Origin of the sequence: Microbacterium testaceum, assembly GCF_006539145.1 — a bacterium.
GTDB classification, from domain to species: Bacteria; Actinomycetota; Actinomycetes; order Actinomycetales; family Microbacteriaceae; genus Microbacterium; species Microbacterium testaceum.
Genome location: NZ_BJML01000004.1, coordinates 176,137 through 195,021 on the forward strand (window position 1 = coordinate 176,137; position 18,885 = coordinate 195,021).

Consider the following 18,885-nt stretch of genomic DNA (forward strand, 5'->3'; position numbering starts at 1 on the left):
GTCCGCTTGCAGGGGGAGGCCACGTGTCAGAAGAGATACCGGGTGTCGATGTCGACACCGACGATGAGGTCGATGAGTGGTCAGGGTCTGATTTTGACGTTGACGACCGAATGGGGACGTTGGTCCACAAGGTGGTCGGTGACGACGTCATAATGAAGTTTCAGCCGCGTGCGAGCGGTTTGCAGAGCTTTGAGGTACTGCGTTACGAGAAAGCAAACGGACGCCTTAGGTTCCGCCCGCGCGCCCTGAGGTCGGGGAGCTACGAGAAGCAATTTCGCAAAATAACTGAGCTGCAGATTGAGAACCCTAACTGGGACCCGTCCAGTCACTCAGGAGAGCATGGCCAGTTTGGCCTGCTATACGAGACAGGGCTGCCGAAAGGCTTCAGTTCTATCTACGCGTGGGGATTGGGCATCTCGCGGGACTATAGAGGGCTGCTGGACGAGATTGAGGACCGCTCAGGTTGCTCGACTCTGCGTTTTGTGGGCGGCGACGACGAGGGTCTTGATAGTGCCGGGGATGTCTTCCAAGTGGCACTGAGCCGGTTTGAGGAGTACCGTCTCGCGGTCGAACGCAGTCGCGGCCGCGGCCGGACTGCCGTGACTCGTGTGATCCAGACCGATACGCACAACGCCGTGGCCAGCTTGTTCGATCTGAGCCCGATGACGCCGAAGTACACACGTCACCCCATCATCCGTGCGCTAACTGAAGAGGTCCAGACGGGCCATGTTGTGAGCGCCTCGGACCGGGATCTCCTCGCAGACGAGGTAACGTCGGCAGCTCCGACGATCGGCCGTGAATCGCCAGCGCGTTTGGTGCAGCTCCGCGAAGACATTGAGCTGGCGTCGCTAGATACCCTCATCGAACGGTTTGCGGCCGATCTCGACGGTGGTCATAGTCGGGATGAGGGGCACTGGCAGGACTTTTTCAACGTCAACCGCTTTGCCTTGCAGTTGCTCTTTTCAACCCCGATTGTGGTGAAGCTGCAGCATGCGTTCGTTCAGGCGGCTGACATCGAGGGTCGAGGGTCCCGCATCACGGACTTCCTCTGCACGAACACGATTACGGGTACCGCGGTGGTCGTGGAGATCAAGACGCCCGCAGCCGCTTTGATGAGTGCGAATGCTTATCGAGGTGCGGGGACGGGCTCGGCGGTATTTGCGCCACATGCTGAATTCGTCGGGCCGCTGGCGCAGCTTCAATCGCAGTTGGCCTCGGTCCCGCAAAGTCTGGCGTCGCGCCTACGGCCCTCAGAAGGAATCGACCCATGGAACGACATACGCGGCGGCCTGATTACCGGGAGAATATCCACGCTAAACGACGAACAGCGAGAGTCTTTCCTCCGCTATCGCGCTGGTCTCACTAACATAACCGTACTTGGCTACGATGAAGTTCTTGAACGGCTGAGGTCGTTGCGCGACATGCTCAAAGAGCCGCCGGTTGAGGAGGATAACCCAGTTGAGGAGGCGTATCGCGCCTCGTAAACACGGTGCGGTAACAACCCGAACTGACATAATGTGCATTATCGGCGCACACGCATCGCGCCACCGGCCGTCCCGCGACGACGCATAAACGCTCCGAGCGACCAGAAACGCGAGCACAGCGTGTTTTTGGTCGCTGGGAGCGTTTATGCGTCGGGATCAGGGCCCGACGGCGCGGCTCATGCCTCAGCGGAGCCCGCTGATCGACCTCGACCCTGCACCGACCCCATAGCGCGACGACGGCATCCATCAACGCTTCCCGCGCGCACAAACACGAGCACAGCGCGTTCATGTGCGCGGATCGCGTTCATGCGTGCGTCGGCCGGCCCTTCAGCCGAGAACCTCCGCCAGGAACGCCTTCATCGCCGTCCAGCTCCGGCGCTCCGCGACGGCCTGGAACTGCGCTCCGTGCTCGGGGGCGTCGGCATCCGGAAGCGTGAACGCGTGCAGGGCGTTGGCGTACGAGACCACCTGCCAGTCCACCGACGGCGCGGTGCGCAGGTCGTTCTCAAAGGCGAGCAGGGCGTCGTCGGGAACGACGGGGTCGGCGGCACCGTGGAGGACGAGCAGCTTGGCGGTGATTCGTTCCGCCTCGCCCGCCGGTCCGGTCAGCAACCCGCCGTGGAAACTCACCACCGCATCGACCGCGGCGCCCGTGCGCGCGAGCTCCAGCACGGACGAACCGCCGAAGCAGTAGCCGATCGCCGCGGTGCGCTGCGAGTCGACCGACGGCTGCGAAACCAGGTGGTCGAACGCCTCGGTCATGCGCTTCCGCCACAGCGGCCGGTCCTGGTAGAAGCCACCGGCGACGCCCGCGGCCTCTTCCGGCGCGGGCCGCACGTCGGCGCCGTACACGTCCGCGGCGAAGGCCGCGTAGCCGAGCCGGGCGAGCATGTCGCAGCGCATCCGGACGTAGTCGGTCACCCCGAGCCAGTCGTGCACGACGAGGACTCCCGGGAACCGCCCCTCCCCTGCCGGACGAGCGAGGTAACCGCGGTAGTCGACCCCGTCGACGTGGTACTCGACCTCGCCGGAGTCGATCCCGGATGCCGGGAGGGGTTCGCGGTCGAGGATGCCGGCGAGGTCTGCGGAATACGTCGTCATGCGGTGCTCCCGGAGGTGAGGAATCGTGTCGCTGGGGAGACTAGACCCTCGGCTCAGGAGGCAGCCGGGCCTTGCGCCTCAGCGCCGACAGACGAAGAACAGCCGCCGCGCGTCGTCGCCGACCGGCTGATCGCGCCCGCCGCTCACCTCGACTCGCGTGAATCCGGAGTCCTCCAGCATCGCGCCCACCTCGGACAGCGCTATGGCATACTCCGAGATCGTGTCCTCGACGACGGTGCCCGCACGTTCGATCCGCACATGCCAGTCGTAACGATCGTCACCGACATCACGGATCCGCATCGACACCATCGTCCCGTCGGCCTCGGTGGTGTGCTCCTCGCCGGCGTCCCCCCGCAAGCGGCCGAGGGTGTTCATGTCGAACAGGAAGACCCCGCCATCCGCGAGGTGCGCCGCGGCTGTGGCGAAGACCGAGGGCCAATCGCTGCCGGGCAGGTGGTTGATCGTGTCGTAGACGCAGGCGACCACATCGAACGTTCGGCCCAGCGACAGCGAACGGATGTCCGCGGTGAGGAACTCGGCATCCATTCTCTTGATCCGGGCGATCTCGAGCATCTCGGGCGAGACGTCGACGCCGACCTTGGTCCAGTTCGCGGGCAGCCGTTCGAGCACGGCTCCGGTGCCACAGCCAAGCTCGAGCACCGAACGGCGCGAGGGTCCCGACTCCCCCGCATGCCGCTCGATCCATCCGGCGAAGGCCTCGGCCGCGCCCCCTTGGACGACGTCGTAGAAGGGTGCGAAATCCGAGTACATGCACCTCATCCCATCACGCCGTCACGAGCCGGGCCAAGACCCCCGCTACGCTCGAACCGATGACTCCCCTGTGCGCCCTCGATCGGAAGCCCGGCGCATGAGCGGCGTCTTCACCGGGTTCGCCGTCGTCGGTCTCGCCGTCGTCGTGGGCTACATCATCGCCCGCATCGACCTGCTCGGTCCGCACGCACGACACGTTCTCAGCCGCCTGACGTTCTTCGTCCTCTCGCCTTTCCTCCTGTTCACGGTGCTCGCGAAGGCCGACGTCGCAACCCTGTTCTCGGCACTGCTCCCGGTGTCGATGATCACCGCCGCGGTCATCATCGGCGTCTACGCCCTCTTCTCGGCCCTGGTCCTGCGTCGCCGTGTCGGCGAGACGGTGATCGGCGCTCTGTTGGCGGGCCAGGTGAACAGCAACAACATCGGCATCCCGATCTCGCTGTACATGCTCGGGAACGCGGCGTACTCGGCTCCGGTGATCCTGTTCCAGTTGCTGGTGCTCATGCCCATCGCGCTGTCGATCCTGGATGCCGCGACCTCGGGATCCCGCAACATCGGGCGCATCCTCTTGCAGACGGCGAAGAACCCGATGCTCATCGGTTCCGCTCTGGGTGTCCTCGTGGCCCTCCTCGATGTCGACCTGCCGCCCATCGTCTTCGACCCGCTGCACCTCATCGCGGGAGCCTGCGTGCCGGTGCTGCTGATGTCGTACGGCATGTCGTTGTACGGCCAGCGTGTGTTGACCGAGCCGGGACGCCGCGTCGACGTCGTCACCGCCTCGACTCTCAAGCTGGTGGCGATGCCGGCGCTGGCGTGGCTGGTCGCGACGCTCTTCGCCCTGCCCGCCGATCAGGTGTTCATCGTCGTCGTGCTCGCGGCTCTGCCGACGGCCCAGAACGTCTTCAACTTCGCGCAGCGTTACGGCGTCGGCGAGATCCTGTCGCGCGACGTCGTCTTCATCTCGACCCTCGGCTGCCTGCCGGTGCTGTTCACGGTGGCGCTTCTGCTCGAGCACTCCCCCGCGTAGCACACGTCGCGCTCGACAACCCTCGGGTCTAAGGTGAGAGTTGTTCTCAGCTTTTACACAGAAAGGCTCGCCATGTCGCCCTCCACGACCAGTCCCGCCGTCGGGGCCGTGCGCACCGCGCTCGGTGTCAGCGGAGCGCTCTCGCTCGTCATCGGTCTTCTCATCCTCATCTGGCCCGGCCGCACCGCCGAGGTCGCCGTCGGCATCATCTCGGTCTACGTGATCATCGCGGGCCTGGTGAACATCGGCATCGGCCTGTTCTGGCGCTCCGGCTGGGCCCGCATCGGCTACCTCGTCCTCGGCGTGCTCTTCATCGTCGCGGGCATCTTCTCGTTCGCGAACCTCTCGGCCACGACCGCGTGGTTCGGTGTCTTCATCGGCACCCTGGTCGGCATCCTGTGGATCATCGAGGGCGTCGTCTCGCTCACGACCGCCGGTCACGCCTCGAAGGCGCGCGCGTGGACGGTCTTCTTCGCGATCGTCAGCATCGTCGCCGGAATCGTTCTGCTGTTCTCGCCGCTGCTGGGCGCGGTGACGCTGTTCCTGCTGATCGGCATCTCACTGGTCATCCTCGGCGCCTTCCAGATCGTGCGCGCGATCCAGTTCGGCAAGGCCGTCTGACGCCGATAGAAGAAGGGGCCCGGATGCCACGGCATCCGGGCCCCTTCTTCTGTCACCGCACGGGCAGGTACCGGCTCCACCAGTCGAGGACCGCCTCGAAGCGTTGCACGCGGTGCTGCGGGCGGCCGGAACGCGTGAGCTCGTGATCCTCGCCGGGGAAGACGAGCATCTCGGCGTCGACGCCGTTGCGCTTCAGGGCCGCGTAATACCGGGTCGCCTGATCGAGCGGGCAGCGGTAATCGAGCTCGGAGTGCAGCACGAGCGTGGGCGTGGCGACCCGATCGACGACGGCCATGGGGCTCTGGGCGGCCACGAGCGCCGGGTCGGTGCCGACGTACTCGTCGCCGAAGAACGAGCCGATGTCGCTCGATCCCGGGAAGGCGGCGGGATCGAGGAATCCGCGCTCGACGATCGCTCCGGCGAAGCGGTGGTCGTGCGCGATGATCCAGGCGGTCATGTAGCCGCCGTAGGAGCCGCCCATCACGCCGATCCGCTGCGCGTCGAGCCGCGGGTCGGCCCCGACCACGCCGTCGAAGAAGTCCATGACGTCGAAGAAGTCGAGCGTCCCCATGCGGCGACGGATCGACCGCCCGTGCGCACGGCCGTACCCCGCGCTCCCCCGCGGATTGCTGTAGACCACGGCGTAGCCGGCGTCGACGAGGACCTGCGTCTCGTCGAACAGGTGCACGCCGTAGGAGGCGTAAGGCCCGCCGTGGATCTGCAGGATGACCGGGAACGGCCCCTCCCCCTCGGGCACCGCGACCCACCCGTGTACCGGATAGCCGTCACGGCCGGCGATCTCGTGTTCGACCGGCACCGCGATGCCCGTCTCGCGCGCGGCTCCGCCGAACGCGGTGAGCGCCCGCACCTCGGGCCCGTCGATCGTCACGAGCTCGCCGGAAGACTCGGGAGACGCCACGGATGCCACGACCCGCCCCCGCGCGACCGCGTGCCCCGAGACCTCGAGGTCGCCACCCAGCACCTGATCGACCCGCCCGCCGCGCGACACCCGCAGCAGCCTCAGACGCCCGCGGGTGCGGTCCTGCACGAGGACGTCGTCGCCGTCGAACGAGAGGTGGCTGCCAACCTCGCCGAGGTCGATCGACTCGGGATCGGTGAGCAGACGGGGGCCGTCGGCGTCGAGCGCGAAGAGCGCGACGCCGGGAGCGACGAAGTCGGTGCCCTCGTCGCCCACGTCGTTCGCGAGCAGGAAGACGGTGCCGTCGGGGGCGACGTCGACGCTCGCTACGGAGAGGTTCTCTGCGCGGCCCAGGATCTCGCGCTGTTCGCCGCTGTCGACCGCGATCGCGACGATCCGATCGCGCAGGTCGCGGCGCGCCGTCTCGATCACGTCGGGCACGCTGAGCAGTTCGGCGCCGTCGTTCGTCCAGACCACGCCGCTCCAGCTCGTCTCCCCGTGCGTCAGCGCGGTGGACGCAGCGGCGACGACCGTCTTCTCGGGTGCGTCGAGTCCGGGGGCCGGCTCGTAGAACGGTTCCGCATCGGTGGCGGGCGCGTCCACGACGAACACGTGCGCGGGTCGATCGAGATAGCCGAGACCGTTCGCATGCCAGCGGATGCCGGTGATCCGGCGCGGCGGTTCGGCTGCGGCATCCCGGCCCTCCACGGTGCCGTACCGCCCGGGTTCGGGAACGCGCGCGGTGAAGCCGAGGCGCGAGCCGTCAGGCGACCATGCGAGGTCTGTCACTCCCCCGGGCTGGTCGGTGACCTGCACGGGTTCGCCGCCCTGTGCGGCGACGACGAAGATCTGGGCGCGGCCCTTCTCATCGGAACGGAGGAATGCGATGGTGCTGTCGTCGGGCGACAGCCGCGGCGCGCGGTCCGCTACCCCGCGCGTGATGCGGCGCGGGGAGCCGTCGGGCACGTCGACCCGCCACAGCTGACCGACCGGCCGGTCGGCGGCGAGATCGGGGCGCGAGGTCGCGAAGACCGCGAACGCCCCCGTAGCAGCGATCGCGGGCCGACCGACCCCGATCAGTGTCTGGATGTCGGTCGGCCGCATGATCACTCGCCTCCGAACGAACCCGTGTCTCCGACGAGGCGGGTGTTGTCGGCGGGCACCGGGTCGACCGCGGCGCGGGCCACCTCGGCCGCGAACTCCGAGACGTTGTAGAGCTTGCCGGCGTCTTCGCGGCGGGCCGAGATCGCGCCGGGGTTCGCGCGCTCGAGCAGGGTGGCCGTGATGGTGCCCTCGATCATGTCTCCCGAGACGACGGTGAAGCCGATGCCGCGCTCCTCGAGGGCGGGGATCTTCTGGCGCAGAGCGTCTTCGCCGGCGCGCTTGGACAGGGCGACCGGCTCGTACTCGGGCATGGTCGGGGTGGTGCGGATGAAGTGCGCCTGGTGGCTGGTGACGAAGACCACGCGGGCCTCGGCCGTGAGCAGGGGCAGGGCCGTCTCGAGCACGTTGACCTGCGCGTCTCGGTTGAGCAGCAGCGCGTAGTCCTCGGCCATGCCCGACTCCATACCGCCCGAGGCGTTGAGCACGAGGATGTCGAGACCGCCGAAGGTGCGCTCGACCTCGTCGAACATCGCCTTCACCGATTCGGGATCGGTGAGGTCGGCACCGACGACGAGAGCCTCGACGCCGAGCTCGCGCAGCTGCGCGGCAAGCTTCTCGGCGCGCGGCGCCTTGTTGCGGAAGTTGATGACGACGTTCGCGCCGGCCTCGGCGAAGTAGCGGACGGTGTCGGCGCCGATACCGCGCGACGAGCCGGTGACGAGAGCGGTCTTGCCGCTCAGGGAGCCGGACGGAAGGGTCTGGGACACGGAAGTTCTCCTGACGATTCGAAAGATCGACTCCCCAGCCTACCGACCGACCCGGCACCTCCCGGGGGCGGGCAGCCTGTGTGCTGGATGAGAACCGACCCCGGCGGCGCGACCCGGTGCTACGTTCGGGCCAGGAGGCACGAAATGGACGTTCTCTCCACTCCCGACACGTGGGCCTGGATCGGCTGGATCGTGTTGATCCTCGTCTTCGTCGTCATCGAGATGCTGACGGGCGAACTGACCTTCCTCATGCTCTCGGGGGGCAGCGCCGCGGGGCTCCTCTCCGACCTGCTTGGCGCGCCGCTGTGGATGCAGGCGATCGTGGCCGCACTGGCCGCCGTCGCCCTGCTGACCTTCCTGCGGCCTCCGCTGCTCCGGCGTCTGCACCGCGGCGCCGACGAACGCCCGTCCGGTGTCGACGCCCTGCTCGGCCTCCAGGGTCTCGTGCTGTCGCGGGTGTCGCCCTCTGTCCCGGGGCAGGTCAAACTCACCAACGGCGACGTGTGGACCGCGCGCAGCGACACCGGCATCCGACTCGACCCCGCGACGCGCGTCGAGGTCGTCCGCATCGACGGCGCCACCGCCGTCGTCCGCGCCGTCGTTCCGCGCGCGCACGAAAAGGAGGTCGCGACATGAACGCCGACAACATCATCCCCGTCACGATCGGATGGATCCTCGCGGCGGCGGTGGTGGTCTTCGTGGTCGTCGTCCTCTTCCGCGCCGTCCGCATCATCCCGCAAGCGCGGGCGGGCGTGGTCGAGCGCCTCGGGCGGTACCACAAGACCCTCACGCCCGGCCTGAACCTCGTCGTCCCGCTGGTCGACCGGGTGCGTCCGCTCATCGACATGCGCGAGCAGGTGGTCTCGTTCCCTCCGCAGCCGGTCATCACCGAAGACAACCTCGTCGTCTCGATCGACACCGTCGTGTACTTCCAGGTGACCGACGCGCGCGCCGCCACCTACGAGATCGCCAACTACCTCGGAGCGGTCGAACAGTTGACGACGACGACGCTGCGCAACGTGGTCGGCGGGCTGAACCTCGAGCAGGCGTTGACGAGCCGCGACAACATCAACGGCCAGTTGCGCGTCGTCCTCGACGAAGCCACGGGAAAATGGGGCATCCGGGTCGGACGTGTCGAGCTCAAGGCGATCGACCCTCCCCATTCGATCCAGGACTCGATGGAGAAGCAGATGAGAGCCGAACGCGATCGCCGTGCCGCGATCCTGACCGCCGAGGGCTCGAAGCAGTCCCAGATCCTCGAGGCCGAGGGTCGGCGCCAGGCCGCGATCCTCGAGGCCGAGGGAGACAAGCAGGCGGCCGTTCTGCGCGCGCAGGGCGAAGCCGAAGCGATCCACTCGGTGTTCACCGCCATCCACGAGGGGCGCCCCGACGACAAGCTCCTCGCCTACCAGTACCTGCAGACGCTGCCGAAGATCAGCGACAGCTCCTCCAGCAAGCTGTGGATCATCCCGAGCGAGTTCACCGAGGCCCTCAAGGGCATCTCGGGAGCATTCGCCTCGCGGACCGGTGGCGACGACTCCCCCATCGTCGCGCCCGGCTCGAGCGACTCGGCCCCCTGATGACACGGCATCCCTACCTGTCCCGCTCCACCCCGCGCGTGCTCGCCCATCGCGGACTGGTGACCCCGGATGCCGCCACCCAGGGCGTCGTCGAGAACTCGTTCGCCGCGGTCGCCGAGGCCCACGCGGCCGGGGCCGACTACGTCGAATCCGACTGCCACCTCACCGCCGACGGCGAGGTCGTGCTGTTCCATGACGACGACCTGCAGCGGGTGGCCGGCGACCCCCGGGCGATCGCCGACGTGCGCCTGCACGAGATCGAGGAGCTGATGGCCGAGCGCGGGGGTCTCGTCACGCTCGCCCAAGCGCTCGAGGCATTCCCCGAGGTGCGCTTCAACCTCGATGTGAAGGCCGCGGCCGCGGCGGCCGAGGTCGGTCGGCTCGTCGCCCCGCACACCGAGCGCGTTCTCATCACGAGTTTTTCCGACGAGCGACGCCTCGACACTCTGGCCGCGACCCGGGCGGCGGGCGCCACGACGCGACCCGCCACCTCCCCCGGATCCGGGACGATCGCGCGGCTCCTGGCCGCTCGCGCCCTGCGCCGGACAGGGCGTGTCCGCGGCATCCTCGACGACATCGACGCCCTTCAGATCCCCGAGCGCCAGGGACCGATCCGGGTCGTCTCTCGAGGACTGATCCGCGACGCGCACGCGGCCGGTGTCGAAGTACACGTGTGGACGGTGAACGACGAGGACGACATGTCGCGCCTGCTCGACCTCGGTGTCGACGGTCTGGTCACCGACCGCGCGGACGTCGCCCTCGCGCTCGTGAACAGACGGGGAACAGCATCTGTCTGAGCATCCACTGTGAAACTCGTCAGGACGCGCGCAGTTCGAATAAAGCGCACAGGTGCGAACGTTATACATGGGGACCGACGAGAGGACCACAAAATGGCAGACCGCAGTCTCCGCGGCATCCGACTCGGCGCCCAAAGCCTCCAGAGCGAAGACGGCGTCGTGTTCCACGACCGTGCACAACACACCTATTCCTGCAGCACCTGCGGACGCGACACCGTCCTGACCTTCGCTGCCGACGCCGAGGTTCCCGACGCCTGGGAGTGCCGCACCTGCGGCGCCGAGGCCCTTCTTCGCATCGGCGACGGCACGGCGACCGTCGACCACAGCGCCGACAAGGCGGCCCGCACGCACTGGGACATGCTCCTGGAGCGTCGCACCATCCCCGAACTCGAGGAACTCCTCGAAGAGCGCCTCGCCTTCGTCCGTGCTCGTCGCGGCGCGGGGAACGAGAAGCTCAGCGCCTGACGCTGACCCGCTGATTCAGACGCCGGCCCCTTCGGGGGCCGGCGTCTTCTTCGTGCGTCGCGCCCGCACACCGGCGATCAGTCCGGCAGCGAGGAGCGCCGCGAGGCCACCCCACCCGAGCACCATCTTCACGGCCGGTCCGATCACGACCGCGGGGGTGAGCCCGGTACGCAGCGGCACGTCGGTCAGCATGTGACCGGCGGTGTCGGGCGGCAGAGCGTCGAGCGTCGAGCCGTCCGGGGCGATGACCTGACTCGTGCCGACGGTCGACAGGTTGACCACCGCGCGGCCGGTCTCGATCGCGCGCATCTGCGCGAACGCGAGTTGCTGAAGGTTCTCGTCGGTGCCCCGGAAGTCCGCGTTGTTGGTCTGGAACATGTAGACCTCGGCTCCCTCGTCGGCGCCGTCCCACACGACATCGTCGTAGATCACGTCGAAGCAGATCGCGAGGCCCACGCCGACCCCGTTCAGGTCGACCAACGGCGGCGCCGTGCCGGGCGTGTATTCGCGCCCGATGAGCCCGATCAAGTCGGGCGCGAAGGGCTCCCAGAACGAGCGGTCGGGAACGTACTCGCCGAACGGCACGGGGTGCCGCTTGTCGTACGTCGCCCCCTCGTGACCGGAAGCCGTCCACAGAAGGGACGAGTTGAAGAGGTCCGCGCCGCGTTCGGTGACGGCCGAGACGAGCAGGGGCGCGTCCATGCGTCGAGAGAGCTCGGAGAGCGCGGCCGCCGTCGCGGGGTTCGAGGTGGGATCGGAGTCGACGCCCCCCTCGGGCCACAGCAGCACGTCCATCTTCTGACCGAACAGCGGAGCGGATGCCGCGAGCTGCGCGTTCAGCACGGCGTTGCGCGTGCGCTGGTCGAAGTATCCCGCCGGGCCGTTGCCCTGCACCGCCCCCACACGGATCGAGCCCGCATCGGTGGTCGGGAACGCCGGAAGCCCCGCGAGCACCACGAGCACCGCCGCCGCCGGAACAGCGGCGACCGGGCGGCGCAGCCGCCCCGCGCGGACGAACTCGATCACCATCGCGCAGAAGAGCACCACGAGGAAAGACAATCCCGACATGCCGACCCACGACGCGACCTCGGCGAAGGGCCCGTTCACCTGCGAGACGCCGATGCGTCCCCAGGGGAAGCCGCCGTAGGGCCAGGAGCCCACGATCTGTTCCCGGAGGGTCCACAGGGCCGCCACGAGCGCCGGAAGAAGCACGAGGCGCCCCACGCGCCCGGGTGCGACCCGCGGCAGCCAGCGGTACGCCAGCGCGATCGGGACGGCCAGAACGGCCGTCAGCAGCGCCTCGAGCACGAACAACGCCGCCCAGGGCACGGGTCCGAGGTAGCGGGCGGTGAAGAGGAGGTTGACCGAGAAGAACGCCACCCCGAAGAGGAAGCCGATCAGCACGGCCGACCAGAACCGTCGACCGATGAGGGTCACGAGCGCCAGAGCGACGGCGGGGAACGCCATCGGCCACCACGCCAGCGCGGGGAACGCCGTGACGAGCAGCAGTCCCGCCACCACAGCCAGGGGGGCGGCGAACGCCAGACGCAGCAGCGGCGCCGGGGTCGCCGTCGCGTCAGCGGTCGCCGAGAAGCGGCTCATGCCGAGGTATACGCCACGATGCCGCGGCGAACCGCGTCGAGCGCCGTGCGAGCGGTCTTGGCGAGCTTCGGCTCGGCCACGAGCGAGATCTGGTCGAGCAGGTCGATCGTCTGCTTCGCCCAGCGGACGAAGTCGCCCGCCGCCATGTCGGCGAGCGTCAGCACGCTGTCGAGCGGGAGACCCTTCGCCCACGCGTGCATCGCCGGCGCGAGACCCGACGCGGGCGACTCGGAGCCCGGCAGACGGTGGTCGCGTTCGAGGTCGTCGAGCTCTTGCCACAACGTCTGCGTGGCGTCCAAGGCCACCCGGAAGGCACCGCGCGGCAGACCGCGCTCCCCGGGGCCGGCCTCGTCGCGCCGCGGTTCGTACACGAGGCAACACGCGAGGGCCGCGAGCGAGGGGCCGTCCAGCCCCTCCCACAGACCCTGGCGCAGCGACTCCGCCACGAGCAGATCGCGCTCGCCGTAGATGCGGCGCATCGTGCGCCCGGCGGGCGTCAGCACGGTGGCGCCGTCGTCCTCGATCGCCACGTACTCGAGGGTCGCGAGCACCTCGACCACACGGTCGAAGACGCGCGCGACGGTGCCCGTGCGCTGATCGATCTGGTGGCGGGTCTTGTCGGTGGTGCGCTTGAGCTTCCAGTACCGCTCCGCCCAGCGCGCGTGCGACTCGCGATCGGGGCACGAATTGCAGGGATGCCGCTGCATCCGCTTGCGCAGCGACTGGATCTGCTGCTGTCGCTCGTCGCGCAGGCGGCGGGGCGCCGTGGCATCCCGTCGATTGATCTTCTCGAGGTCGCTCAGCTCGCGGCGGATCGTGGAGTACTCGCGGAAGTCGCCGCGGTCGCACGTCATGGCCTTCTCGTAGCCGGCGAGCGATTCCTCGGCCTCTTTCACCTGGCGGGCGAGGCCGACGACCGAACGATCGGCCTGGAACTGCGCGAACGACGACTCGAGGATCTCGCGGGCACGGGCGCGGCCGAACTGATCGATGAGGTTGACGGCCATGTTGTACGTGGGCCGGAAGCTCGAGTTGAGCGGATACGTACGCCGAGATGCGAGGGCGGCGACCGATTGGGGGTCGAGTCCCTCGGTGAACTGCACGACGGCGTGGCCCTCGACGTCGATGCCGCGGCGACCGGCGCGACCCGTGAGCTGCGTGTACTCCCCCGACGTGATCGCGACGCGGGCCTCGCCGTTGAACTTCTCGAGCTTCTCGAGCACGACCGTCCGCGCGGGCATGTTGATGCCGAGGGCGAGGGTCTCGGTCGCGAAAACGACCTTCACGAGCTTGCGGCGGAAGAGTTCCTCGACGACCTCTTTGAATGCCGGGAGCAGTCCCGCATGGTGAGACGCCATGCCGCGCTCGAGGTTGTCGCGCCACTCCCAGAAGTGCAGAACGGCGAGATCTTCGTCTTTGAGCGTGAAGGTCAGCTCGTCGACGATCTGGCGGATCTCGACGCGCTCTTCGGCCGAGGTCAGGCGCACGTTCGCGCGACGCAGCTGCTGCACCGCCGCATCGCATCCGGCACGGCTGAAGATGAAGAAGATCGCGGGGAGCAGGTGGTTGCGCTGCAGCAGCTCGACGACCTCGGGGCGGTCGATGCGCTCGATGCGCGGCCCCTGCTGGGCGCGCAGAGGCTTGTGGCCGCCGCGGCGCTGGTGCGCGTGGCGCGGGCCGCCCGCGTGACGCTGGGAGCGATACTCCTGGGCACGTCGGTTGTTCTCGTACCCGCCGGCGTTGCCTCCGCGGATGCGCAGGAGCTCCTGATTCACCTGGGCCGTGGCGACCCCCGCGCGATCGTCGAACAGGGGCAGCAGATCGCCCCGGACCAGAACGTGCTGCTCGAGCGGCACGGGTCGGGTCTCCGACACGATCACCTCGGTGTCGCCGCGCACGGTGTCGAGCCAATCGCCGAACTCCTCGGCATTCGAGACGGTTGCCGACAGTGACACGAGCTTCACCGACGGCGGGAGGTGGATGATGACTTCCTCCCACACCGCCCCGCGGAAACGGTCGGCCAGGTAGTGCACCTCGTCCATCACGACGAAGCGCAGGCCGCGGAGGGCCGGCGAATCGGCGTAGAGCATGTTGCGCAGCACCTCGGTCGTCATCACGACGATGCGTGCCGAGGCGTTGATGTTCGTGTCTCCGGTCAGCAGGCCCACCTCGTCGTCGCCGTAGACCTCCTGCAGCTCGTGGAACTTCTGGTTGGACAGCGCTTTGATGGGGGTCGTATAGAACGCCTTGTCACCGGGCTCGAGCATCGCGAGATGGATGGCGAACTCGCCGACGATCGTCTTACCGGCCCCGGTGGGGGCGGCCACCAGCACACTTCGGCCGTCCTCGAGGGCGTGGCATCCGGCGATCTGGAAGTCGTCGAGCTCGAAGCGCTGCATCTCGGCGAAGTCCGCCGTGTGCGGGTGCGTGGACCGGGCGGCGGCGCGAGCGAAACGCTCGGCCGGACTGGGGGAACTCACGCGATGGGCCCCGACGGCATCTCGGCCGCGGCGAGGCGGCGGGCCTTGCGCCGGTCGAAGAGCAGCGACACCCCGGCCGCAGCGAAGAACAGGACGGTCAGGATGCCGGCCAGCATCAGCATGCTGATGATGTCGGCCGCGGGGGTAGCCAGCGCCGAGAACAGGGTCGCGATGAGGATGGCGACGCGCCAGCCCTTGAGGATCGCCTTGCCGCTCATGATGCCGGCGACGTTCAGCGCGACCAGGAACACCGGAAGCACGAAGGCGACGCCCACGACGATCATCAGCTTGAAAACGAAGTCGTAGTAGTCGACCGCGTTGTAGAAGTTGACGCCGCCCTCGGGGGTGAAGCCCCACATGAGCTCGATCACGTGCGGGACGATCAGCAGTCCCACCCAGCAGCCCACGAAGAAGAGCGGGACCGCGGATGCCACGAACCCGACCGTGTAACGGATCTCTTTGCGCGTGAGCCCGGGCATGATGAACGCCCAGATCTGCCAGAGCCACACCGGCGCCGACAGGAAGATGCCGATCGAGAACGCGATGCGCATGCGCAGGTCGAACGCCGATGTCACCGAGGTGAAGTTCAGCGCCGAGAAGTCGTCGCCGCGCCGCTCCGCGATCACGCGGATGGGCTCGGTGATGAGGTGGATGATCGGGTCGGTGATGATGAAGGCCACCACCATGCCGACCACGAGCGCGAGCGCCGCGATCATGAGCCGCTTGCGCAGCTCGACCAGGTGCGCGCCGATCGACATGCGCTTGTCGCGCCGCGGCCCTTCGGGCACGTCGATCCGCGGCGGTCCTGCCGTCGCCACGGGTTAGACGGTGGGGTCGGTCGACCTGCGCGGCTCGGGGGCGACGGTCGGCGTCGTGCCGATGTCGGTGGCGCGCGGGGCTTCGGATGCGGCGGCGACCTCGTCGTCGCGCTTCATCTCCTTCATCTCACTCTTGAAGACGCGTGCCGACTGACCCATGCTCTTGGCGAGAGCGGGGAGCTTGGCGGCACCGAACAGAAGAAGGATGACAGCGAGAACGATCAGCAGGTGCCATCCGGTCAAACCCTGGAACATGTCGACTCCTCGTCTCGTTCGGGCGGTTCTTCAGTCTAACCCGGGCGATGGTGCTGTGCTCCGACGCGCGGGAACCCTGCGGGATCGGTCAGGATTCGTGCGCGTACTGCGCGAGCCCCGCGGACGCCCAGGCTGCGGCCGCGCGCCGCGCCCCCGCGGGCTCCAACAGCTCGACCTCTCCCCCGCGACGCGCCGCGAGCCGCTTGAGGCTCTGCTCGTCGGCCAGACGGAGCGAGGCAACGACCCGGCCGCCGTCGGCCTCCTCGACCTCGGCGCGCTCGAGGTAGTCGGACAGCAGGGGCGCCACCTCGCGCGGAAAACGGAAGCGCGCGACGACCTCGTCGTCGGCCGGCGCGAACAGCTCGGGCACCGGGTCGGCGCCGTGTACGGCCGGGATGTCGGTGACACGGGCCTCGCTCACACGGTCGAGGTGGAAAGTACGCACGGCCTGACGAAGATGATCCCAGCCCTGCAGGTACCACTGGCCGTTCGCGATGTGCACCTTGATCGGGTCGACCGTGCGGGTGATGGGCTCGGCGCCGGGGGCGCGATAGGTGAAGGTCACCGCGACGCGGGAGCGAAGAGCCTCGTCGACCACGTCGCGGACGCCGTCGACGGGGCCGGGGGCGACGATGACCGCCGCCGGGGCGGCTGCTGCTCCCCGCGCGAGCTTCGACAGAAGCCCCGTGACGAGTTCGCTGTCGCCGAAGCCCGGCAAGCTTCGTGCCAGCTGGAGTCCGGCCAGCAGAGCGGCCGCCTCGCGGGCGGTCAGGCGCGGGGACCGCTCCAACCCCACGGTGTTCGTGATGGCGATCACGTCGTCGCGATCGAGCAGATCCCAGTCGATGTCGAAGAGGTCGTGCGGAAGCTGCCAGTACCCCCGTTCGCCCGGGAGGCCGATCACCGTCAGACGCTCGACCATCGCGCGCATCTGTTCGGGAGCGACCTCGAACTCGGCGGCGGCCTCGGTCACCGAGACCTCGCCCTTACCCAGCAGGTAGGGCACCAGTTGCAGCAGAAGCGCCGCGCGGTCGAGTGCGGCGACAGGACGATCGTCGCTCACGGAGCACCCCCGTGCAGGGCCACCGTCGCTTCGAGTCGGCGGATCACCTCGGTGCGCAGGTCGGCGGGCTCGACCACGCGCACCTCGGGGCCGTACGAGGCGAGCTCGTCGGCGAAGACGTGGAGATCCACGTAGGGCACGCGGATCCCCTGGGGCGCCTGTTCGGCGCGGCGGTCCAGGCGCAGGGCGGCCTCCGTGCCGGGGTGCACCTCGAGCAGAGCGCGTTGACGGGCGGCGACGGCACGCAGACCGTCGAGCGCTCGTTCGCCCGCGCCCTCGCGTAGCGCGGCGGGGAAGCTCTTGCGCAGGATCGTCACCTCGCCGACGATCCGCGAGAGAAGGAACGTGCGGTCGGCGTCGACATTGAGGTCGTAGCCGTAGACGTGCCACCGCGCCTCGTACTCCACGAGCGCGAGAGGCTGCACGCGTCGCTCCCGCGGGCGCGCCTCACCCGGGCGCAGATAGGTGAAGGTCACGACGCGGCTCTGCTCGATCGCCCGTTGCAGAGCGGCGAACGAAGCGTCGCGCACGCGGATGCGCGGGGAGTACCCGATGATCGGCTCGTCGACGGCGATGCCGAGGGCACGGATCTTGCGCAGACCGCTGCGCGCATCGGCCGAGAGCGACTCGGTCCCCCACACGCCGCCCGCGATGTTCAGCAGCGCGACCTCGGCGGGGCTGAAGGTGATGTCCTCCGGGAGGGCGTACTCGGCGGTCGGCACGCGGTAGCGCGCCTCGCGGAGGTCGTCGGGATCCGCACGATTGCCGATCGTCTCGATCGGAACGCCGAGACCGCGCAGGCTCTCTTTGTCGCGCTCGAACATCTTCTCGAGCGCGTCCTTCGACGCGCCCGCTTCGAGCTGCTCCCGGTAACCGGCCACCGACGACAGGATCGTGTCTTTCGTCAGCCCCTGCTCGGTCGCCATGAGGGCGACGACGAGGTTCACCAGACGCTCCTCGGGAGCGTTGCGGGAGACGGTGGCGGGCACCCGCCCATCCTAGGCGTCGAGCGTCCAGCCGGTGCAGAGCGGTGCGTTCGCCGACCGCGCTGACGCCGATCGGATCAGCGGATGCCGATCAGCTGACCGTCCCGAGGACGTCGACGACGTAGACGAGAGCCGAATTGGCGGGAGCCTTGAGGATCTGCTGGTCCTGGGCGGTCTGGTCGGCGGGCACGACGACAAGCACCTGCGACCCGACGGTCTGCCCCTCGAGCGCCGAGGCGAGGGCCGGCGGGAGCTGGGACACGGTCGCCTGTCCGGGCGCGCCGTTCTTCCACGTCGAGGCGAAGGTGGTGGTCGCGCCCCAGGCGACACCCTGGATGTGGATGACCACCGAGGAGTCGGCGGTCAGCACGTCGCCGTCGCCCTTCTTGATGGTCTGCGACCGCGTCTGCGTCGGTGCGTCGCCGGCGGGGATGACCACGCCGGGCGTGCCGTCGGGGGCGCGGACGACCGAGGGCATGCCCGAGTCGGCGTTGTACTGGTCGGCGCCGTCGGCGGCGGGGAGGAAGACCTTGCGCACGTCGAAGACGAAGACCGCCCCGTCGCCCTCGTTGACGCCGAGGGCCTGCGCACCCTGGGTGCCCAGCTCGGAGCCGGGGATGGCGACCGCGACGCGCGAGCCCTCGGCCACGCAGTGCAGCAGCGGCGCGATCGCGGGGATCGCCTGTGTCAGGCGCGGCAGGGGCGTCGCCGACTTCACGTCGGAAGCGTAGGTCGTCGCGACGAGCTGCGAGCCCGTGGCGGCGTCGAACACCGTCACATCGACCAGTGAGAGCTGGTCGTCGCTCGTGATGCGCTGACCGTCGCCCTCGATGAGCGTCTGCGTCCCGGCCGTTTCGGGAACGAAGGGCGAGCGCACCGACACGGTGGGCGCGGTGCCGAAGTCACCGCTCGCGTCGACCACCGAGGCGATGGCACTGTCGGTGGGCGTCGGGCACGACGAAGCGGCGGATGCCGAGCACCCGACGAGGCCGAATCCGGCCAGGGCGGTCACGGCCACGAGAGCGGGGAGTCTACGCACCGGATC

At 68.7% G+C, this 18,885-nt stretch carries 18 protein-coding genes; 7 read left to right on the plus strand and 11 right to left on the minus strand.

Annotation, left to right across the window (positions count from 1 at the left end; all coding sequences use genetic code 11):
- The first annotated feature begins 23 nt into the window (after positions 1–23).
- Positions 24–1,484, plus strand: coding sequence for a Shedu anti-phage system protein SduA domain-containing protein (locus MTE01_RS08315; protein ID WP_141376808.1), 1,461 nt, complete (start codon positions 24–26; stop codon positions 1,482–1,484).
- A gap of 327 nt (positions 1,485–1,811) precedes the next feature.
- On the opposite strand, the gene MTE01_RS08320 is transcribed toward MTE01_RS08315, so the two are convergent.
- Positions 1,812–2,585 carry a dienelactone hydrolase family protein gene (locus MTE01_RS08320; RefSeq protein ID WP_141376810.1) on the minus strand — a complete coding sequence of 258 codons (774 nt, stop codon included), beginning with the start codon at positions 2,583–2,585 and terminating at the stop codon, positions 1,812–1,814.
- A 78-nt stretch (positions 2,586–2,663) separates the two neighbouring features.
- A complete protein-coding gene (locus MTE01_RS08325; protein ID WP_170210656.1) occupies positions 2,664–3,356 on the minus strand; it encodes a class I SAM-dependent DNA methyltransferase in 693 nt (230 codons plus the stop codon).
- A gap of 97 nt (positions 3,357–3,453) precedes the next feature.
- Between MTE01_RS08325 and MTE01_RS08330 the strand changes: the two genes are divergently transcribed.
- Positions 3,454–4,383 carry an AEC family transporter gene (locus MTE01_RS08330; protein ID WP_141376814.1) on the plus strand — a complete coding sequence of 310 codons (930 nt, stop codon included), beginning with the start codon at positions 3,454–3,456 and terminating at the stop codon, positions 4,381–4,383.
- A gap of 72 nt (positions 4,384–4,455) precedes the next feature.
- Complete coding sequence (locus MTE01_RS08335) at positions 4,456–5,004, plus strand: HdeD family acid-resistance protein (RefSeq protein ID WP_103209648.1); 549 nt, start codon at positions 4,456–4,458, stop codon at positions 5,002–5,004.
- Positions 5,005–5,056: 52 nt separating this feature from the next.
- Here the strand turns inward: MTE01_RS08335 and MTE01_RS08340 are convergent, their stop codons facing one another.
- Positions 5,057–7,027, minus strand: coding sequence for a S9 family peptidase (locus MTE01_RS08340; protein WP_141376816.1), 1,971 nt, complete (start codon positions 7,025–7,027; stop codon positions 5,057–5,059).
- Positions 7,028–7,029: 2 nt separating this feature from the next.
- On the minus strand, positions 7,030–7,794 hold the full coding sequence (locus MTE01_RS08345; RefSeq protein WP_103209650.1) for an SDR family oxidoreductase: 765 nt from the start codon (positions 7,792–7,794) through the stop codon (positions 7,030–7,032).
- A 144-nt stretch (positions 7,795–7,938) separates the two neighbouring features.
- Between MTE01_RS08345 and MTE01_RS08350 the strand changes: the two genes are divergently transcribed.
- The 4 genes from MTE01_RS08350 (at position 7,939) to MTE01_RS08365 (ending at position 10,636) form a co-directional block, all read left to right on the plus strand.
- Positions 7,939–8,430, plus strand: coding sequence for an NfeD family protein (locus MTE01_RS08350; protein WP_141376818.1), 492 nt, complete (start codon positions 7,939–7,941; stop codon positions 8,428–8,430).
- Complete coding sequence (locus tag MTE01_RS08355) at positions 8,427–9,374, plus strand: SPFH domain-containing protein (RefSeq protein ID WP_103209654.1); 948 nt, start codon at positions 8,427–8,429, stop codon at positions 9,372–9,374. The genes MTE01_RS08350 and MTE01_RS08355 overlap by 4 nt, the downstream gene beginning before the upstream one ends.
- Positions 9,374–10,171, plus strand: coding sequence for a glycerophosphodiester phosphodiesterase family protein (locus MTE01_RS08360; RefSeq protein WP_103209656.1), 798 nt, complete (start codon positions 9,374–9,376; stop codon positions 10,169–10,171). Before MTE01_RS08355 ends, MTE01_RS08360 begins: the two co-directional genes overlap by 1 nt.
- Positions 10,172–10,264: 93 nt before the next feature.
- On the plus strand, positions 10,265–10,636 hold the full coding sequence (locus MTE01_RS08365; protein WP_056231926.1) for an RNA polymerase-binding protein RbpA: 372 nt from the start codon (positions 10,265–10,267) through the stop codon (positions 10,634–10,636).
- 15 nt (positions 10,637–10,651) lie between these two features.
- Here the strand turns inward: MTE01_RS08365 and lnt are convergent, their stop codons facing one another.
- The 7 genes from lnt to MTE01_RS08400 form a co-directional block, all read right to left on the minus strand.
- Positions 10,652–12,238, minus strand: a complete 1,587-nt coding sequence (lnt, locus tag MTE01_RS08370) for an apolipoprotein N-acyltransferase (protein ID WP_141376820.1) — start codon at positions 12,236–12,238, stop codon at positions 10,652–10,654.
- Entirely contained in the window at positions 12,235–14,718 is a 2,484-nt protein-coding gene (locus tag MTE01_RS08375; RefSeq protein ID WP_141376822.1) for a DEAD/DEAH box helicase, read from the minus strand. Before MTE01_RS08375 ends, lnt begins: the two co-directional genes overlap by 4 nt.
- On the minus strand, positions 14,715–15,476 hold the full coding sequence (gene tatC, locus MTE01_RS08380) for a twin-arginine translocase subunit TatC (RefSeq protein WP_141376881.1): 762 nt from the start codon (positions 15,474–15,476) through the stop codon (positions 14,715–14,717). Before tatC ends, MTE01_RS08375 begins: the two co-directional genes overlap by 4 nt.
- Before the next feature lie 63 nt (positions 15,477–15,539).
- On the minus strand, positions 15,540–15,791 hold the full coding sequence (tatA, locus tag MTE01_RS08385) for a Sec-independent protein translocase subunit TatA (protein ID WP_056231943.1): 252 nt from the start codon (positions 15,789–15,791) through the stop codon (positions 15,540–15,542).
- Positions 15,792–15,879: 88 nt separating this feature from the next.
- Positions 15,880–16,854 carry a helix-turn-helix transcriptional regulator gene (locus MTE01_RS08390; protein WP_103209663.1) on the minus strand — a complete coding sequence of 325 codons (975 nt, stop codon included), beginning with the start codon at positions 16,852–16,854 and terminating at the stop codon, positions 15,880–15,882.
- Positions 16,851–17,843 carry a helix-turn-helix transcriptional regulator gene (locus tag MTE01_RS08395; RefSeq protein ID WP_103209665.1) on the minus strand — a complete coding sequence of 331 codons (993 nt, stop codon included), beginning with the start codon at positions 17,841–17,843 and terminating at the stop codon, positions 16,851–16,853. The genes MTE01_RS08390 and MTE01_RS08395 overlap by 4 nt, the downstream gene beginning before the upstream one ends.
- An 88-nt stretch (positions 17,844–17,931) precedes the next feature.
- Positions 17,932–18,879 (minus strand): FKBP-type peptidyl-prolyl cis-trans isomerase, encoded by a 948-nt coding sequence (locus MTE01_RS08400; protein ID WP_141376824.1) that lies wholly within the window; start codon positions 18,877–18,879, stop codon positions 17,932–17,934.
- Positions 18,880–18,885: the final 6 nt, after the last annotated feature.

What these genes read in the sequence shown, in the direction of transcription:
- MTE01_RS08335 (WP_103209648.1), top strand. Translation starts at nt 4,456, where the DNA reads ATGTCGCCCTCCACGACCAGTCCCGCCGTCGGGGCCGTGCGCACCGCG.
- MTE01_RS08320 (WP_141376810.1), bottom strand. Translation starts at nt 2,585, where the DNA reads ATGACGACGTATTCCGCAGACCTCGCCGGCATCCTCGACCGCGAACCC.
- tatA (WP_056231943.1), bottom strand. Translation starts at nt 15,791, where the DNA reads ATGTTCCAGGGTTTGACCGGATGGCACCTGCTGATCGTTCTCGCTGTC.
- MTE01_RS08325 (WP_170210656.1), bottom strand. Translation starts at nt 3,356, where the DNA reads ATGTACTCGGATTTCGCACCCTTCTACGACGTCGTCCAAGGGGGCGCG.
- lnt (WP_141376820.1), bottom strand. Translation starts at nt 12,238, where the DNA reads ATGAGCCGCTTCTCGGCGACCGCTGACGCGACGGCGACCCCGGCGCCG.
- MTE01_RS08330 (WP_141376814.1), top strand. Translation starts at nt 3,454, where the DNA reads ATGAGCGGCGTCTTCACCGGGTTCGCCGTCGTCGGTCTCGCCGTCGTC.
- tatC (WP_141376881.1), bottom strand. Translation starts at nt 15,476, where the DNA reads ATGTCGATCGGCGCGCACCTGGTCGAGCTGCGCAAGCGGCTCATGATC.
- MTE01_RS08350 (WP_141376818.1), top strand. Translation starts at nt 7,939, where the DNA reads ATGGACGTTCTCTCCACTCCCGACACGTGGGCCTGGATCGGCTGGATC.
- MTE01_RS08365 (WP_056231926.1), top strand. Translation starts at nt 10,265, where the DNA reads ATGGCAGACCGCAGTCTCCGCGGCATCCGACTCGGCGCCCAAAGCCTC.
- MTE01_RS08355 (WP_103209654.1), top strand. Translation starts at nt 8,427, where the DNA reads ATGAACGCCGACAACATCATCCCCGTCACGATCGGATGGATCCTCGCG.
- MTE01_RS08340 (WP_141376816.1), bottom strand. Translation starts at nt 7,027, where the DNA reads ATGCGGCCGACCGACATCCAGACACTGATCGGGGTCGGTCGGCCCGCG.
- MTE01_RS08360 (WP_103209656.1), top strand. Translation starts at nt 9,374, where the DNA reads ATGACACGGCATCCCTACCTGTCCCGCTCCACCCCGCGCGTGCTCGCC.